Annotated in this window: 11 protein-coding genes, 1 pseudogene and 1 riboswitch; of the genes and pseudogenes, 7 read left to right on the top strand and 5 right to left on the bottom strand. The window is 64.4% G+C overall.

The window, feature by feature from the left end; all coding sequences use genetic code 11:
* Nucleotides 1-230 precede the first annotated feature (230 nt).
* The 3 genes from M5G11_RS15620 to M5G11_RS15610 all read right to left on the bottom strand — a co-directional run bounded on the left by M5G11_RS15620 (nucleotide 231) and on the right by M5G11_RS15610 (nucleotide 4301).
* A complete protein-coding gene (locus M5G11_RS15620; protein WP_273913635.1) occupies nucleotides 231-2720 on the bottom strand; it encodes a TonB-dependent siderophore receptor in 2490 nt (829 codons plus the stop codon).
* A gap of 114 nt (nucleotides 2721-2834) precedes the next feature.
* On the bottom strand, nucleotides 2835-3788 hold the full coding sequence (locus M5G11_RS15615; RefSeq protein WP_273913634.1) for a FecR domain-containing protein: 954 nt from the start codon (nucleotides 3786-3788) through the stop codon (nucleotides 2835-2837).
* A gap of 3 nt (nucleotides 3789-3791) precedes the next feature.
* A complete protein-coding gene (locus M5G11_RS15610; RefSeq protein ID WP_273913633.1) occupies nucleotides 3792-4301 on the bottom strand; it encodes a sigma-70 family RNA polymerase sigma factor in 510 nt (169 codons plus the stop codon).
* Nucleotides 4302-4432: 131 nt separating this feature from the next.
* A riboswitch (TPP riboswitch) is annotated at nucleotides 4433-4547 on the top strand.
* Between the two features lie 78 nt (nucleotides 4548-4625).
* Between M5G11_RS15610 and M5G11_RS15605 the strand changes: the two genes are divergently transcribed.
* The 3 genes from M5G11_RS15605 to M5G11_RS15595 all read left to right on the top strand — a co-directional run bounded on the left by M5G11_RS15605 (nucleotide 4626) and on the right by M5G11_RS15595 (nucleotide 6573).
* The gene (locus M5G11_RS15605; protein ID WP_273913632.1) at nucleotides 4626-5276 is read left to right on the top strand and encodes a TenA family protein; all 651 of its coding nucleotides are present in this window, start codon (nucleotides 4626-4628) and stop codon (nucleotides 5274-5276) included.
* Entirely contained in the window at nucleotides 5276-5935 is a 660-nt protein-coding gene (gene tenA, locus M5G11_RS15600; RefSeq protein ID WP_273913631.1) for a thiaminase II, read from the top strand. Before M5G11_RS15605 ends, tenA begins: the two co-directional genes overlap by 1 nt.
* Nucleotides 5936-6102: 167 nt before the next feature.
* Nucleotides 6103-6573: an FAD/FMN-containing dehydrogenase gene (locus M5G11_RS15595; RefSeq protein ID WP_273913630.1), complete on the top strand. Its 471-nt coding sequence runs from the start codon at nucleotides 6103-6105 to the stop codon at nucleotides 6571-6573.
* Nucleotides 6574-6845: 272 nt separating this feature from the next.
* Here M5G11_RS15595 and M5G11_RS15590 read toward each other — a convergent pair whose 3' ends face one another.
* The gene (locus tag M5G11_RS15590) at nucleotides 6846-7979 is read right to left on the bottom strand and encodes a GlxA family transcriptional regulator (RefSeq protein WP_273913629.1); all 1134 of its coding nucleotides are present in this window, start codon (nucleotides 7977-7979) and stop codon (nucleotides 6846-6848) included.
* A gap of 34 nt (nucleotides 7980-8013) precedes the next feature.
* Here M5G11_RS15590 and M5G11_RS15585 point away from each other — a divergent pair, with 34 nt between their 5' ends.
* The 4 genes from M5G11_RS15585 (at nucleotide 8014) to yghU (ending at nucleotide 13501) form a co-directional block, all read left to right on the top strand.
* Nucleotides 8014-8991: an ABC transporter substrate-binding protein gene (locus M5G11_RS15585; RefSeq protein WP_273913628.1), complete on the top strand. Its 978-nt coding sequence runs from the start codon at nucleotides 8014-8016 to the stop codon at nucleotides 8989-8991.
* Between the two features lie 61 nt (nucleotides 8992-9052).
* Nucleotides 9053-10171: an aryl-sulfate sulfotransferase gene (locus tag M5G11_RS15580; RefSeq protein WP_273913627.1), complete on the top strand. Its 1119-nt coding sequence runs from the start codon at nucleotides 9053-9055 to the stop codon at nucleotides 10169-10171.
* A 133-nt stretch (nucleotides 10172-10304) separates the two neighbouring features.
* Nucleotides 10305-12578: a TonB-dependent receptor gene (locus M5G11_RS15575; RefSeq protein ID WP_273913638.1), complete on the top strand. Its 2274-nt coding sequence runs from the start codon at nucleotides 10305-10307 to the stop codon at nucleotides 12576-12578.
* Between the two features lie 83 nt (nucleotides 12579-12661).
* Nucleotides 12662-13501: a glutathione-dependent disulfide-bond oxidoreductase gene (yghU, locus tag M5G11_RS15570; protein ID WP_273913626.1), complete on the top strand. Its 840-nt coding sequence runs from the start codon at nucleotides 12662-12664 to the stop codon at nucleotides 13499-13501.
* A gap of 19 nt (nucleotides 13502-13520) precedes the next feature.
* Here yghU and M5G11_RS15565 read toward each other — a convergent pair.
* Nucleotides 13521-13964: pseudogene (locus tag M5G11_RS15565) on the bottom strand (GNAT family N-acetyltransferase); the annotation flags it as partial.
* Nucleotides 13965-14037 lie beyond the last annotated feature (73 nt).

Here is a 14037-nt window from a genome sequence, read left to right as displayed (position 1 = left end):
GCCTTTGGGAGCCCCGGCGCAGCCTGTCGGCAGCGGCTACAAAATCGGTGCGCGACATTTGCTCCTGCGGGGTCAGTCGAGAACTATCGCCTCCAAAGAGGCGTTAGTCGAGATACAAGCCGCTGCCGTAAGGCTGCGCTCGCCTGCAGCGCAGGCGCAGCTTTTTGGGAGCCCTTGCGGACTCCAGCGCAGCCTCTCGGCAGCGGCTACAAAAACAAGTGCCAGAGCTATCACCAGTCGTAAGACATCTCCAGCGACGCCACGCGCTCCTGGCCGTAGTAGCAACCGAACGAATAGTTGCACGACGACACATACTCGCGATCAAACACGTTCTGCACGTTCAGGCGGGTTTGCAGGCCCTTCAGGCTGGCATCCACCCGGCCCAGGTCATAGCTGATGGTGGTGTCATACACCACGAACGATGGCACATCGAAGGTGTTGGCCGAGTCGCCAGGCTTCCTCCCGGTATACCGCGCGCCCATCCCCAGCGTCACACCATCGAGAAACGCCTGACGGAAGTGGTAATCCGCCCAGACCATCGCAGCCACCGGCGCCTGCGCCTCGGAACGGTTGCCCTGATCGCCATAGGTGCTCTTGGTGTAGAACGAGTCGATGTAGGTCGCGGCCGCCATCAGGTCGAGGTTGTCCAGGCTGGACTTGACCTCAAGCTCCACGCCCCGCGAACGCACCTCGCCATCCTGGATTTCATACTGCGGATACAGGGTGTCGCCCGTGCGCACATTCTTCTGCTTGATCTGGTACACCGAGGCGGTCATCAGCGTGTTGTCGGTCGGCTGATACTTCACCCCGATCTCATACTGCTCGCCCTCGGTCGGCTTGAATGGCTTGGCGCCGCGCTCCGGCGCACCGGTGCCCACCGAGGGCAGGAACGATTGCGAATAGCTCACGTAAGGCGCCAGGCCAAAATCGGTCAGGTAGGTCAGGCCGACCCGGCCGGTGAACTTCTGGTCGTTCTGCTGGGTGATGGTGCGTTCGAGCAGGTCCTTGTTCTCGACCTCGGCCCAGTCCTGGCGACCGCCCACGGTAAGGATCCACTGGTCCAGCTTGATCTGGTCCTGCACGTACAGGCCGGTCTGGCGAATGGTGTTGTCCCACTGGGTGGTGAACGCCGGGACGATGTCGTCGGTGCGGTAGTTGGTCGGGTCGTACAGGTCGACCGGAGCAACACCATAAGCGTTGTAGCCTTTGTACTTGCGGTTGAAGTTGCGGTAGTCCAGCCCCACCAGCGTGGTGTGCTCAAGCGCGCCGGTGGCGAACTTGTACTCCAGGTTGTTATCGATGGTGTAGGCGGTGTTGTGCTGCTGCCAGTCCAGCTTGACCCGGGTAGCCTGGGTGTAGTCGGTGACGTCGGCGGCATCGACGACAAAGCCGCGCAGGTAGAAGCCCCGGTACTGGTCGCGTACGTCGATGTAGCGCGCGGTCTGGCGGAACTTCAGGTCGTCGTTGAAGGCGTGGGTGAAGTCATAGCCCAGGACGTACTGGTCCCGTTTGTAATCGTTGTAGTGCGAGTCACCGAAAAACGCATCGCGGTCGATCCGCTGGCCATTGGGGCCGCGCTTGAGTGAGCCGATCATCGGCAGCGCCTGGTAATCGGCCAGGCCATCGTCGCGCTGGACCTGCGCGTACACCGTCAGCTGGGTTTCATCGGTCGGTGCCCAGGTCAGGCTGGGGGCCAGGAGCATGCGCTGGCTGTTGGTGTGGTCGAGTTGGTCGTTGCCGTGCTTGGCCACGCCGACGAGGCGATAGCTGAACTGCTTTTGCTCATCCAGCGGGCCGCTGCTGTCGATCGCGCCATTGACCCGGTTGTAGCTGCCCAGGCCCAGTTTGACCTGGTTGCGTTGTTCCGTGGTTGGCCGCTTGGACACCATGTTGATGATGCCGCCTGGCTGGTTCTGCCCGTACAGCACCGACGCCGGGCCCTTGAGCACTTCGATGCGCTCCAGGGTGTAGGGGTCGACTTGCGGGGCGCCGCCGAGGCTGCCGGCGTAGGGCAGGTAGGCACCATCGAGATACAACGGGGTCGGCGCAAAGCCGCGGCTGGTGATTTCGTCGGCAATGTTGTTGCGATCGGTAAAGCCGTTCACGTCCACGCCCGGGGTGTAGCGCAGCGCCTGGGTGAGGTTGCGCGCACCTTGAGTCTGCACCTGGTCGGCGGTGACCACGTTGATGGTCTGGGGGATTTCCAGGATCGGCGTGTCAGTCTTGGTGCCGGTGGCGCTGCGGGTGGCGACATAGCCTGCGACCGGGCCGTAGGCCGATTCGGTGCGCTTGCCGGAAACGTTGGTGGCGTCCAGTTGCAGCACGGCATCGCCAGTGGCCACGGGGATCAGCGAGAAGCTGCCGTTGGCGTGTTGCACGGCTTGCAGTGGATTGCCTGCAAGCAGCTCGGCCAAGGCCTGCTGCGGTGCATAGCGACCATTGAGCCCCGGGGATTTTCGCCCCTGCATCAGCGCAGGGTCGTAGGAAACGGTAATGCCCACCGTCGAGGCGAACTGGGTCAGCACCGACTCCAGGGAGCCTGCGGGAATGGCGAATTGCTGCTCGCCAACGGTCTGTGCCCAGGCTGGCGAGGCGAAGCCGATGCTGGCCAGTGGCACGATCAACGCCGCACCCAGTGCAGCGGCATGGATGGCCCGTGCGAGGGGAGTGGCGGCGCGCTGGGAGGTGATATTGGGAACAAGCGGCTTGCGAGGGGACATGCGGTTTCCTTTCGCCCGTTGGCAGTGGGTGGTGGCGTCTGTAGCGCCTCTGCCTAACAAGTCGAACGAGAAACGTAATCGATAACAGGCGAACGAAAAAAATCTGCCGTGGGCTCACACACGCTCGACCGTCGCCCAGTAGCGGCTGAATCGGCGGATACGCACCGGCAGGGTTTGCGTGAGGTTGTCCAGTACGGTGTCGGTATTGCCCAGGTTGAAAATCCCGGAAATGCGCAGCCCGGCAATATCGCTGGCGTAGCCCAGATGCCCGGGGTGATAGCGCTGCAGCTCCGTGACGAAATCAGCCAGTGGCCAGTCGCTGACCACCAGCATGCCGCGGACCCACGCATCGGCATGCGGGTCGGCTGCGCGCAGCGTACCCAGCTGGCTTTCGGCAAAGCTCAGTTGCTGGCCGGAATCGACCCGCAGTACCTGGTTGACGGCACCGGCAGGGCGCACCTCGACGGCATGCTCCTGGACACTGACCGAGGTCGTGCCGCCTTCGCTGCGCACGATGAAGCGCGTGCCCAGGGCGTGGATGCTGCCAGCCGCGGTGTGCACGATGAAGGGCCGGGCCTGGGCATCACGGGCCGTTTGCACGAGTATTTCGCCTGCCAGCAGGTGCAACTCGCGCAACTGCGCGCTGTAGCGGATGTTCAGCGAGGTTGCGCTGTTCAGCTCCAGTTGGCTGCCGTCGTCGAGGCGCACATGGCGGCGCTCGCCGGTACCGGTGCGTTGGTCGGCGAGCAGGTTGGGCAGCGCCGTCGTCCGCCAGCCCAGAGTGCCGGCGCCCCCGGCCATCACCAGCAACGCGAGCACCTTGAGCACCTCGCGGCGCTTGGCGCGGGCGCTGGACAGGGTCGGGCGCCCGATGCCGGGGGTGACCTGCCCCAGTTTGTCCTGCAAGCGTTGCAGGCGTTTCCACGCTTGTTGATGGCGCGGGTCCAGCTCCAGCCAGCGTTGGTGTGCGGCGCAGACTTGCGGGTCAGGCGTTTCGCAACGCATGTCGACATACCAGTTGGCGGCGGCTTCCAGGGTGGCGAGGTCCAGGGGAGGGGCTGTCTTCATGGTTCAGTCTTCGAGCAGCAGCAGGCAGTGGGTCAAGGCCCGTGCGGCGTGTTTCTTCACCGTCGTGACCGAGACATCCAGGCGCCGGCCGATTTCCACATAGCTCAGGCCGTCGAGCTGCGACATCAGGAAAATCTCGCGGGTGCGCCCACCCAGGCCGTCGAGCAGGGTGTCGATCTCGATCAGCGTTTCGATGATCAGTGCGCGTTCTTCCGGGGAGATATCCAGCGGCTCCGGGAGCGCCGCGAGGGTTTCCAGATACGCCTGCTCCAGCGCCCGCCGACGAATCATGTCGATCATCAGGCTGCGCGCAATGGTGCTCAGGTAGGCGCGAGGTTCGCGCACCTCGTGGGCCTGGCGCAGGGTGAGGACGCGCATGAACGTGTCCTGCGCCAGGTCAGCGGCATGCTCGACGCAGCCCAGGCGCTTGCGCAACCAGCCGCACAGCCAGCCGTGATGGTCCTGATAGAGCGTGTGCACAGCGTGTTGCAGGGGGATATCGGCAGTAGACATGCAGTCGGACCATGCAGAACTATTTGATAATGACTCTCATTGTCGGGTGGCCGAGCGCATTTGGCAAGCAGGGCTGCAATCGAGGGCCTGGGCTATCGACGTGACAATCGTGGCGGCGTGCTGTATAGATTCCCGCCACCAAGGGGAGCCCGGCAAAGGGCTGAGAAACCGCACGCGCAGGCAGCGCGGTGACCCTTCGAACCTGATCCGGATCATGCCGGCGAAGGGATGGGATCTAGCGCCTGCCTTTTTGCCGGCCTCACTGCGAGGCCGCTCCATGACTACCAGCATCGGTCTCGCTGTCGCCCCATCGAGGACAGCACGATGACTGAACGCTTTACCGAATCCCTTCGCCGCCAGAGCGAGCCGACCTGGTCGCAAGCCGTCGGCCACCGCTTCGTCACCGAGTTGTTTAGCGGCAGCGTGCCGGACCCGGTGATGGCCCATTACCTGGTGCAGGACCACCGTTTCCTCGACAGCTTCCTGACCTTGCTGGGTGCAGCGATTGCCACGGCCGACAATTTCGAATCGCGCCTGCGCCTGGGGCGTTTTGCCGGGATGATCTCGGGCGAGGAGAACACCTACTTCCTGCGCTCGTTTGCAGCGCTGGGGGTGAGCGAAGCACAGCGCAACGACGCCCCCGACACCCTGCCCACGGCGGGTTTCAAGGCGATCATGCGCGAAGCGGCGGCCACCCGTTCCTACGCGGCGGCGCTGGCGGTGCTCAACGTGGCCGAATGGTTGTACCTGGACTGGGCGATCAAGGCACCGCAACCGTTGCCGGAGAGCTTCGTCTACGCCGAGTGGATCACCCTGCACGACAATCCGTTCTTCCGCGATTTCGTTGCCTTCCTGCGCGCTGAGCTCGACCGAGTGGGCCCGGCAGAAGCGGCAACCAGTAAGGATTTCTTCCTGCGCACGGTGGCACTTGAGCGCGAATTCTTTGATGCCGTGTATGCGGTCGAGGGCGAGTGATGGATATTTTTGACCGGCTCAAGGCGGCCACGGCGGACGACTGGAACAGCTATGTCGATCACGCCTTTGTGCGCCAGATGGGTGAGGGGACATTGCCCCAGGCAGCGTTTCGTACGTACCTGGTGCAGGATTACCTGTTCCTGATCCAGTTCGCCCGTGCCTGGGCCTTGGCCGCCTACAAGAGCCGCACCCCGGCGGATATCCGCGCGGCGCAGGCGGGCTTGGCGGCGATTCTCGATGAGACCGAACTGCATGTGCGCCTGTGTGCGCGTTGGGGCTTGTCGCAGCGCGATATCGAGTCGGCGCCGGAGCATCAGGCGACCGTGGCGTATACCCGTTATGTGCTCGATTGCGGCGCGGCGGGGGATTTGCTGGACCTGCATGTGGCGTTGGCGCCGTGCGTGATCGGCTATGCCGAGATCGGCCGCAACCTGACGCCTGAGGGTGTCGAGGCGTTGGCGGAGCATCCGTATCGCGAGTGGATTGGCGAGTATGCGGGGCCGGGCTACCAGAGCGTGGCGGCGGCAGCGCGCAAGCATCTTGATGAATTGGCGTCGCGCAGCATGACCGAGCAACGCTTCGAGGAACTGGCGGCGTCGTTTGCCAAGGCGTCGCGGCTTGAGGCGGACTTCTGGCAGATGGGTTTGGCGTCGGCCTGAACACGGCACTGAACCCCGCGATGTAGCCGCTGCCGTCAGGCTGCGCTGGAGTCCGCAGGGCTCCCAACAGCCGCGCCTGCGATGCAGGCGAGCGCAGCCTCACGGCAGCGGCTACAACGCTTCATTTACAGTTAAGCTAGCCGTCTTTCAGCCAACCGAGGTGTCATGTGAAATACCGTTTAGCATTGCTGCTGGCCCTGTCGCCGATGTTCGCCCAGGCCCTGGAAGTGGGCGATCAGCTCGCACCCTGGACCCTGCTCGATCAGCATGACCAGCCCTACACCTTGCAAGAACAGACCCGCACCGTGCTGGTCGCGCGCAACATGGACGGCGCCAAACTGGTCAAGTCGGCCTTGCAGGACTCGCCCAAGGGCTACCTCGACGCCCGCAACACCGTGTTCGTCGCTGACATCCAGGGCATGCCCAGCCTGATCGGCAAGCTGTTCGCCATCCCGGCCATGCGCGACTACAGCTACCGGGTACTGCTCGACCGTGACGGCAAGGTCGCGGCGAATTATCCGGGTGAGGTAGACAAGGTGCTGTGGCTGCAACTGGAAAACGGTCGACTGGTGTCCCAGCAAGCCTTCGCCAGCTCGGCCGAGTTGCGCGCGGCGCTGGAGAAACTTCCGCTCAATTGAGGGTCAATCCGTGGGCGCCGGCCTTGCCGGCGAAGGGCCGCGACGCGGCCCCGGGGGGGAGAAAACTGCTTACAGCGGGGAGATCGTTCCCAGCGCACCAATCAGGCCGGCCAGCGCCAGGAAACCAAACACGAAAATCGCCAACTTAGCCATATGACCTCCTGAACAATGGGTTCCGGTGCAACCGGAGTTGGGCGCTATTGTCCGGCGCCAGCTGTTATCAAAACAGACGCAGATGGCTGTGAAAAATACGGATCAGATAGGTCCGTCAATCAACGCGCAAGCTGATCCAGTGCGATCGTCAGCGATGGCTGATAGCGATACCCGGTTTGCCCCGCAGCAGGATGTTCATCGCTTGCGGGCTGCACTCGCGACTGCGAACGATAGCCCAACGGGCTGGTGCCCAGCTGACGCTGAAAACTGCGGCGCATGCGTTCTTCATTGCCAAAACCGGTGGTCTCGGCAATGCGCTTGATCGGCTCATGGCTGGTTTCCAGCAAGCGGCAGGCCGCCTCCAGGCGCAAGGTCTCAACGGTTTGCGCGGGCGTCCCGCCGGTGGCGGCGGCATAGGCGCGGGCAAAGTGTCGCGGGCTCATGCCGAAGCGCTCCGCCAGGCGCTCCACCCGCAGGTCGGCGTCCAGGTTCTCGGCAATCCAGGCATGCAGGCGCACCAGGCGCTGGTCGCGGTCGGTGCGCAGGGCATCGCTCTGTGCCTTGAGCGGTGCACTGAGCTGGGCCTGCTCGGCGGAGCGGCGCAGGAACAGCGTGAAGTAGCGCGCCAGTGCCAGCGCCGCATGCGGGCCGAGGTCCTGTTCGAGCAAGGCCAGCCCGAGGTCGATGCCCGCCGAGGCACCGCCGCTGGTCCACAGGTTGCCTTCATGCAGGTACAACGCTTCACGCTCCACCTTCAGGGCGGGATAGCCCTGTTGCAGGGCATCGGCGAAACGCCAATGGGTGACCACCCGCCGCCCGTCCAGCAAGCCGGCAGCGGCCAGGGCAAACGCGCCGGTGCCGATCGAGCATAGCCGCCGCGCGCCCGGCGCCCGGCGTTGCAACCAGGCGTTGACCTGCGGGTCGCTCTCCAGCTGGGTCACTCCAGGCCCACCGATCACGATCAGCGTATCGATGGCCTGCTGCTCGACATCGAGCAGTGAGCGGGTCAACACGCTGATGCCTGAAATCGTCTCGATCTCGCCCCCGCGCGGGGATACCAGCAGCACCCGATAGGGCGGGTGTTCTGCCATCTCGCCGGCCAACACCCGTGGGGCTGCCGCAAACACTTCCAGGGGGCCGGCGGCATTGAGCAGCAGCGCGCCCGGGAAGGCCAGCACCACCATCGTGCGCGGGGCAGGTATGGCAGAAAAGGAGGGGTGTTTGACATGGTCGCGGGCAGAGGGGGTGGACATACTGGAGCCATCTTCCGATTCGAGAGCTGCGACGATGCCTATAAAGTCTTTTGCTGCCAAGCGCCTTCGTCGCCAGTTGTCTCAGGTGGTCCTGCTCGGTGCGATGCTGTTCGGCGGTTCTGCCTGGGCGGCGACAGAGCTTGAGGTCGGCGACCAGAGCGGCCTGATCCAGGCACTGCTTGCCGCCTCGGGCGAGGACCAGGGCCTGACCTATCGCCTGGACTGGCATCCCTTTGTTGCGGGTACCGCGCTGATGGAGGCGCTCAATGCGGCAGCGGTAGATGTCGGAGTAGTGGGTAATGCACCGCCTATTTTTGCCCAGGCCGGTGGTTTCGATGTGCGCATCGTGGCAGCCGCCGAGGGCGCGCAGAACAACAATGCGTTGCTGCTGCCGGCCGGTTCGCCGGTACGTCAGATTGCTGATCTGAAGGGCAAGCGGGTCGCGGTCGCCAAAGGCACCAGCGGGCATTACCTGCTGCTCGCCGCCTTGGCCCAGGCGGGCATGAAAATCACCGACCTCAACGTGGTCTATGCCAGCCCGATCGATGCGCAAAACGCCTTTGCCGGCGGCAAGCTGGATGCCTGGGCGGTCTGGTACCCGTTTGTTGGCCAGGCCACTTCACGCGGTGCCACGCGCTTGCTGGACGGGGCGCAGTGGCCGGAAACCGGGCTCAACTTCACCGTCGCCAGCCAGGCCGCGCTGAACGACCCCGACAAGGCCGAACGGCTCGGCGACTTCATCCAGCGTCTGGCCCGCGCCCAGGCCTGGGCCACGGCGAACCCCGAACCCTGGGCCGCGCACCTGGCCGAGTTGACACGCTTGCCGCTGCCACTGGTCCAGGAAATGCTCGCGCAACAGCACTTGCAGTACGTGCCGCTGGATGCACGCGTGGCAGCCTTGCAGCAGCGCCTGGCCGACCGCTTCGTCGAAGCGCGGCTGATTCCTCGCGCGGTACAGGCGGACGTGTATTTCGATAGCCGCTTCAACGCCCGCCTGCCCAGCCAACCCTGATCCCACGCCCGACAGCCATGCCGCACACCGCGGCAGGGCGACGCTTACCCGGAGAAAAGCCATGTCCACACTCGACACCACCACCCTCAGACGCCACGCCACCGGCCTGATCGGCGCAGACCCGCAGCGCTCTGCCGGCGGCTACACCCTGTTTGCCCCGCAAACCGCAGACGGCAATGTGTTCCTGATCAACCTGCAAGGCGAGGAAGTGCACCGCTGGAAGCTGCCACAGCGTCCGGGTCGCGATGCCGTGCTGCTGGCCAACGGCAACCTCGGCTACAACGGCAATCATCCGGGCTCGCCCGAGCTGTTCCCGGGCTGGTCGGTGTGGCATGGCGGGGCCTTCTCTGAAGTCACCCCGCAGGGCGAGGTGGTCTGGCAGCACACCGACCTGGGCCATCACCACGATGCGCAATGGCTGGCCAACGGCAACCTGCTCTACACCACCGCCGAACCGTTGCCGGCAGCAATTGCGGCGCGGGTGATCGGCGGCATACCTGGCAGCGAAGCCGCCGACGGCACGATCTATGGCGATGTGGTCAAGGAAGTCGACCGCGCCGGCAACCTGGTCTGGCAATGGCGCAGTTGGGAGCACCTGGCCCCGGAGGACTACCCGCTGCACGACTGCTTCGAGCGCTACCACTGGCCGATGACCAATGCGGTGACCCCGGGCCGCGATGGCAAGGTCATCCTCAGCATGCGCAGCGTGTCGTCGGTGATCGCCGTCGACAAGGCCAGCAATCGCGTGCTGTGGCGCCTGGGCCATGACCTGGTGGCGCAGCAGCATTGCCCGAGCGAGCTGGAAGACGGGCGCATCCTGGTGTTCGACAACGGCATCTCACGGCCCAACATCTCGATGCCGCATTCGCGGGTGATTGAAGTGGACCCGATTGCCCAGCGAATCGAATGGCAATACGCCGACACCCCGGGCTATGCCTTCTTCACCCCGTTCATGGGCGGCGCCCAGCGCCTGCACAACGGCAACACGCTGATCACCGAAGCCAACTTCGGCCGCCTGTTCGAGGTGACCCGCGCCGGCGAGGTGGTCTGGGAGTACATCAACCCGCATTTTGCCGCCTACCCGGATGCCGCTTCGCGGGCGTATCTGCCGGGCGAGAACAACGCCATCTTCCGCGCGCATCGCTACCAGGCGCAGGACATTCCCTGGCTGCGCGACTGACGCAGCCGCCCCCTCAAACCACCACGATCACGCTTACGCACACCACGCGCAGCGAAGGGTTCACTCATCACTGGAGTTCCTGATGAACATGCCTTTTCCCCGGCACCCACTTGCGCGTACGTTGCGTAGCCTCATGCCTGCCATTGCCGCACTGACCTGCTTTCCGGTCTTTGCTGCCCCCACGCCCAGCGCCCCGGCAGCCGCAGGCGATGGCACAACCTTGCAAACCGTCACGGTCAGCACACGGCGCCGCGTGGAGGAGGCGCAAGCAGTGCCTAGCGCCATGAGCGTGCTGTCGGCGCAGACCCTGGAGAACCAGCGCCTGTACCGCCTGCAAGACCTGCAACAGGCGATGCCCAGCCTCAACGTCGCGTTCATGCATGCCCGCCAATCGAGCCTGTCGATTCGTGGGCTGGGCAACAACCCGGCCAGCGATGGCCTGGAAGGCAGTGCCGGCATCTACCTCGACAACGTGTACCTCGGGCGACCGGGCATGGCGGTGTTCGACTTGCTCGACATCGAACAGCTCGAACTGCTGCGCGGGCCCCAGGGCACGTTGTTCGGTAAGAACACCACGGCGGGGGTGCTCAACATCTCGACGCGCAAGCCAGGCTTCACCCCTGAAGGCAGTGTGGCCAGCTCCGTGGGCGAGGACGGCTATGTGCAGACCCACGCCAGCATCGGCGGCCCTTTGAGCGCCGGCCTGGCCGGGCGATTCTCGGCCTACCGCACGCGGGAAAACGGCTATGTCGAGAATGCGTACGACGGCCATACGCTGGGCGGCGGCACCAAGCAGGGTTTTCGCGGGCAACTGCTGTTCGAGCCCAACGAGGCGTTCAATCTGCGCTGGATCGGCGATTACAACGAAGAGGATTCCAGCGCCGGCACCCGCTCGCTGTTCAGCACCGGGCCGACCATCAACGGCATCAATCGCTACGAGCAACGTGCCGCCGCAGTGGGGGCGACGCTGGTGGAGGGGCGCAGGGTCAACCTGGATGCCGAGCAGAGCGTCAAGGTGTTTCAGGGCGGCACGTCCCTGGAGGCGAACTGGACGCTGCCCAATGACTACACCCTGACCTCGATCAGCGCCTATCGCTGGTGGGATTTCACCCCGCGCAACGACGACGAGTTGAATGTGCCGGTGATGTACAACGTCGGCCAGTCGGCTCGGGACAAGCAGTATTCCCAGGAGCTGCGCCTGGCCTCACCGATTGGCGAGGTGTTCGACTACGTGCTCGGTGGGTATTACTTCCGCCAGGAGATGCGCAACAAGGTCTTCACCGACTACGGCCCACTGGCCGACACCTGGAATGGCACCCCGCAAGGTGCGCTGAACAATGTCACCAGCATCGGCAAGGGCGAGATCGACACTGACAGCTTCGCGCTGTTCGCCCAAGGCACCTGGCACCTGGCGCCGCGCCTGGACCTGACGCTGGGAGTGCGCGGCACCTACGAGCACAAGCAAGCCAGGGTAGGGCGCTTCGCCCCGCAGGGCGGCGCCACGGTGACTGGCGCGGCGGCCACGGTACGTGCGGCGCGGTTGGGCACCTATGACTCCGGCGACCTCAACCTGTACAGCTTCAGCCCCTCGGCACTGGTCAGCCTGGCCTACCACTTCAATGACCAGGTCATGGGCTATGCCTCGCTGTCCCATGGTGAGAAATCCGGTGGGGTGAACCTCAGCGTTGCCAGTGCGCCGGTCGCCGGTGCGGACTCCCTGTTGATTGGCAGTGAGCGGGCCAACGACGCCGAGCTGGGCATCAAGAGCACCCTGCTGGAGCGCAAGTTGCTGCTCAACGCCAACCTGTTCTGGACCGAGGTTCACGGCTACCAGACCAACGCCTACGATGACGCCAACCTCACCAGCTACCTGACCAATGCCGGTTCCGTGCGCAGCCGGGGGCTGGAGTTCGAGGCCACTTTGCTGCCAGTGCGCGGCTTGACCCTCAACCTCAATGGCTCGTACAACGATGTGCGCTACCTGTCCTACGCCGATGCACCTTGCCCGGCCGAGGTCGCGCTGCAACCGGGGGCGCCGGCCTCCTGTGACCTGAGTGGCCATGCGGTGGTAGGGGCGTCAAAATGGATCATCAATGGCAACGGCACCTACGAGTGGCAGCTGGAGAGCGTGCGCCCCTACGTCAACGCCAGCTACGCGTTCCGCTCGCACGCGGTCGGCACCGTGGACGATTCGCGCTTTGCGCAGTTGCCCAGCTACGCGCTGGTCAACCTGTCGACGGGGGTGCGAGGGGACTTGGGCGATGGCCAGTGGGACGTTTCGCTGTGGCTGAAAAACGCCTTCGACAAAACCTACTACACCACCCTGTGGAACTCGCCCAACGGCGCCTACACCGGTGTGCTCGGTACCCCGAGAACGCTGGGGGTGACGGCGCGCTATGACTTCTAGCGCGGCCTTGGCCAAGAAGGGTTGGCCAGCGCCGGGACAGTTGGCGTAAGTTAGCCCTCCAGCCCAACCAGGAGATCGGCTTCATGAGCAAAGCAGCCTATGTTCCGCCCAAGGTCTGGCGCCACGAGGCGCCTAACGGTGGCGAGTTCGCCAACATCAACCGGCCTGTCGCCGGGCCGACCCACGAAAAAGCGCTGCCGGTTGGCAAGCAACCCTTGCAGCTCTACTCGCTGGCCACGCCCAATGGCGTGAAGGTCACCATCCTGCTGGAGGAGCTGCTGGCGCTTGGGCACAGCGGTGCCGAGTACGATGCCTGGCTGATCCGGATCACCGAGGGTGAGCAGTTCTCCAGCGGCTTTGTCGAGGTCAACCCCAACTCGAAGATCCCGGCATTGCTCGACACCACTGCGTCGCCGGCCATCCGCGTGTTCGAGTCCGGCTCGATCCTGCTGTACCTGGCGGAGAAGTTTGGCGAGTTCCTGCCCACTGACCTGGCCGGGCGTACCGAGACACTCAACTGGCTGTTCTGGCAGATGGGCTCGGCGCCTTACCTGGGGGGCGGCTTCGGGCATTTCTATGCCTACGCGCCGGAGAAGTTCGAGTACCCGATCAACCGCTTCACCATGGAAGTGAAACGCCAGCTGGACGTACTGGACCGGCGCCTTGCCGAGAGTGCCTACCTGGCCGGCGGCAGCTATACCATCGCCGATATCGCGGTGTGGTCCTGGTATGGCCAGTTGGTCGTGGGCAACCAGTATTCGGCGGCGGAGTTCCTCAGCGTGCACGAGTACACCCACGTACAGCGCTGGGCGCAGGCGATTGCCAAGCGCCCGGCGGTGATGCGCGGGCAGCGGGTCAACCGGACCTGGGGTGATGAAGCGAGCCAGGTGCCGGAACGGCACAGCGCAGCAGATCTGGACTGATGGCGGACACGTCGGCACCCAGGCGCTTCTCGTAGCGCAGTGCCGGGGTGTGGTCCTGGTAAAAACTCTCCACGCGGGCAAAACAACGGTAGCCATGACGCTCGTACAGGGCGATGGCTACCGGGTTGTCCGTGCGTACTTCCAGGCGCAGGGCCGTGCAATGGCGCTGCCTTGCGTGGTCTTCGGCCAGGCTCAGCAAGCGTTTGCCCAGGCCCTGGCCACGGGCACTGGCGGCAATCGCCAACGAGTACACGCGGGCCAGTGATGTCCGGCGGCGAAACAGCACCAGGGCATATCCCGATAACTGCGTACCGGCCTGGGCGACCAGCAGCCAGGCATTGGCGCGGCAAAGCATCCAGCGAAACTGGCGGGCGCTCAGCCGATCCTGTGCAAAACACTGTTGTTCCAAGTGCAGAAGTTCAGCGATATCGGTGAGCTCTGCGCGTCGATATATAAAGTCCATGGCGGCGACCGTAAAGAGTGAGTAACGAAACGGGACTTTCAAAAAAGCCTGTGCTTTATAGAAAGGACTGGTT

It is taken from the genome of Pseudomonas fontis (genome assembly GCF_028656955.1).
GTDB classification, from domain to species: domain Bacteria; phylum Pseudomonadota; class Gammaproteobacteria; order Pseudomonadales; family Pseudomonadaceae; genus Aquipseudomonas; species Aquipseudomonas fontis.
This window is presented reverse-complemented; position numbering and strand designations above follow the sequence as displayed.

Coding starts and splice junctions, on each gene's coding strand:
- M5G11_RS15610 (WP_273913633.1), bottom strand. CDS start 4,301: ATGTCTACTGCCGATATCCCCCTGCAACACGCTGTGCACACGCTCTAT.
- M5G11_RS15585 (WP_273913628.1), top strand. CDS start 8,014: ATGCCTATAAAGTCTTTTGCTGCCAAGCGCCTTCGTCGCCAGTTGTCT.
- M5G11_RS15615 (WP_273913634.1), bottom strand. CDS start 3,788: ATGAAGACAGCCCCTCCCCTGGACCTCGCCACCCTGGAAGCCGCCGCC.
- M5G11_RS15580 (WP_273913627.1), top strand. CDS start 9,053: ATGTCCACACTCGACACCACCACCCTCAGACGCCACGCCACCGGCCTG.
- M5G11_RS15605 (WP_273913632.1), top strand. CDS start 4,626: ATGACTGAACGCTTTACCGAATCCCTTCGCCGCCAGAGCGAGCCGACC.
- tenA (WP_273913631.1), top strand. CDS start 5,276: ATGGATATTTTTGACCGGCTCAAGGCGGCCACGGCGGACGACTGGAAC.
- M5G11_RS15620 (WP_273913635.1), bottom strand. CDS start 2,720: ATGTCCCCTCGCAAGCCGCTTGTTCCCAATATCACCTCCCAGCGCGCC.
- M5G11_RS15575 (WP_273913638.1), top strand. CDS start 10,305: ATGCCTGCCATTGCCGCACTGACCTGCTTTCCGGTCTTTGCTGCCCCC.
- yghU (WP_273913626.1), top strand. CDS start 12,662: ATGAGCAAAGCAGCCTATGTTCCGCCCAAGGTCTGGCGCCACGAGGCG.
- M5G11_RS15590 (WP_273913629.1), bottom strand. CDS start 7,979: ATGTCCACCCCCTCTGCCCGCGACCATGTCAAACACCCCTCCTTTTCT.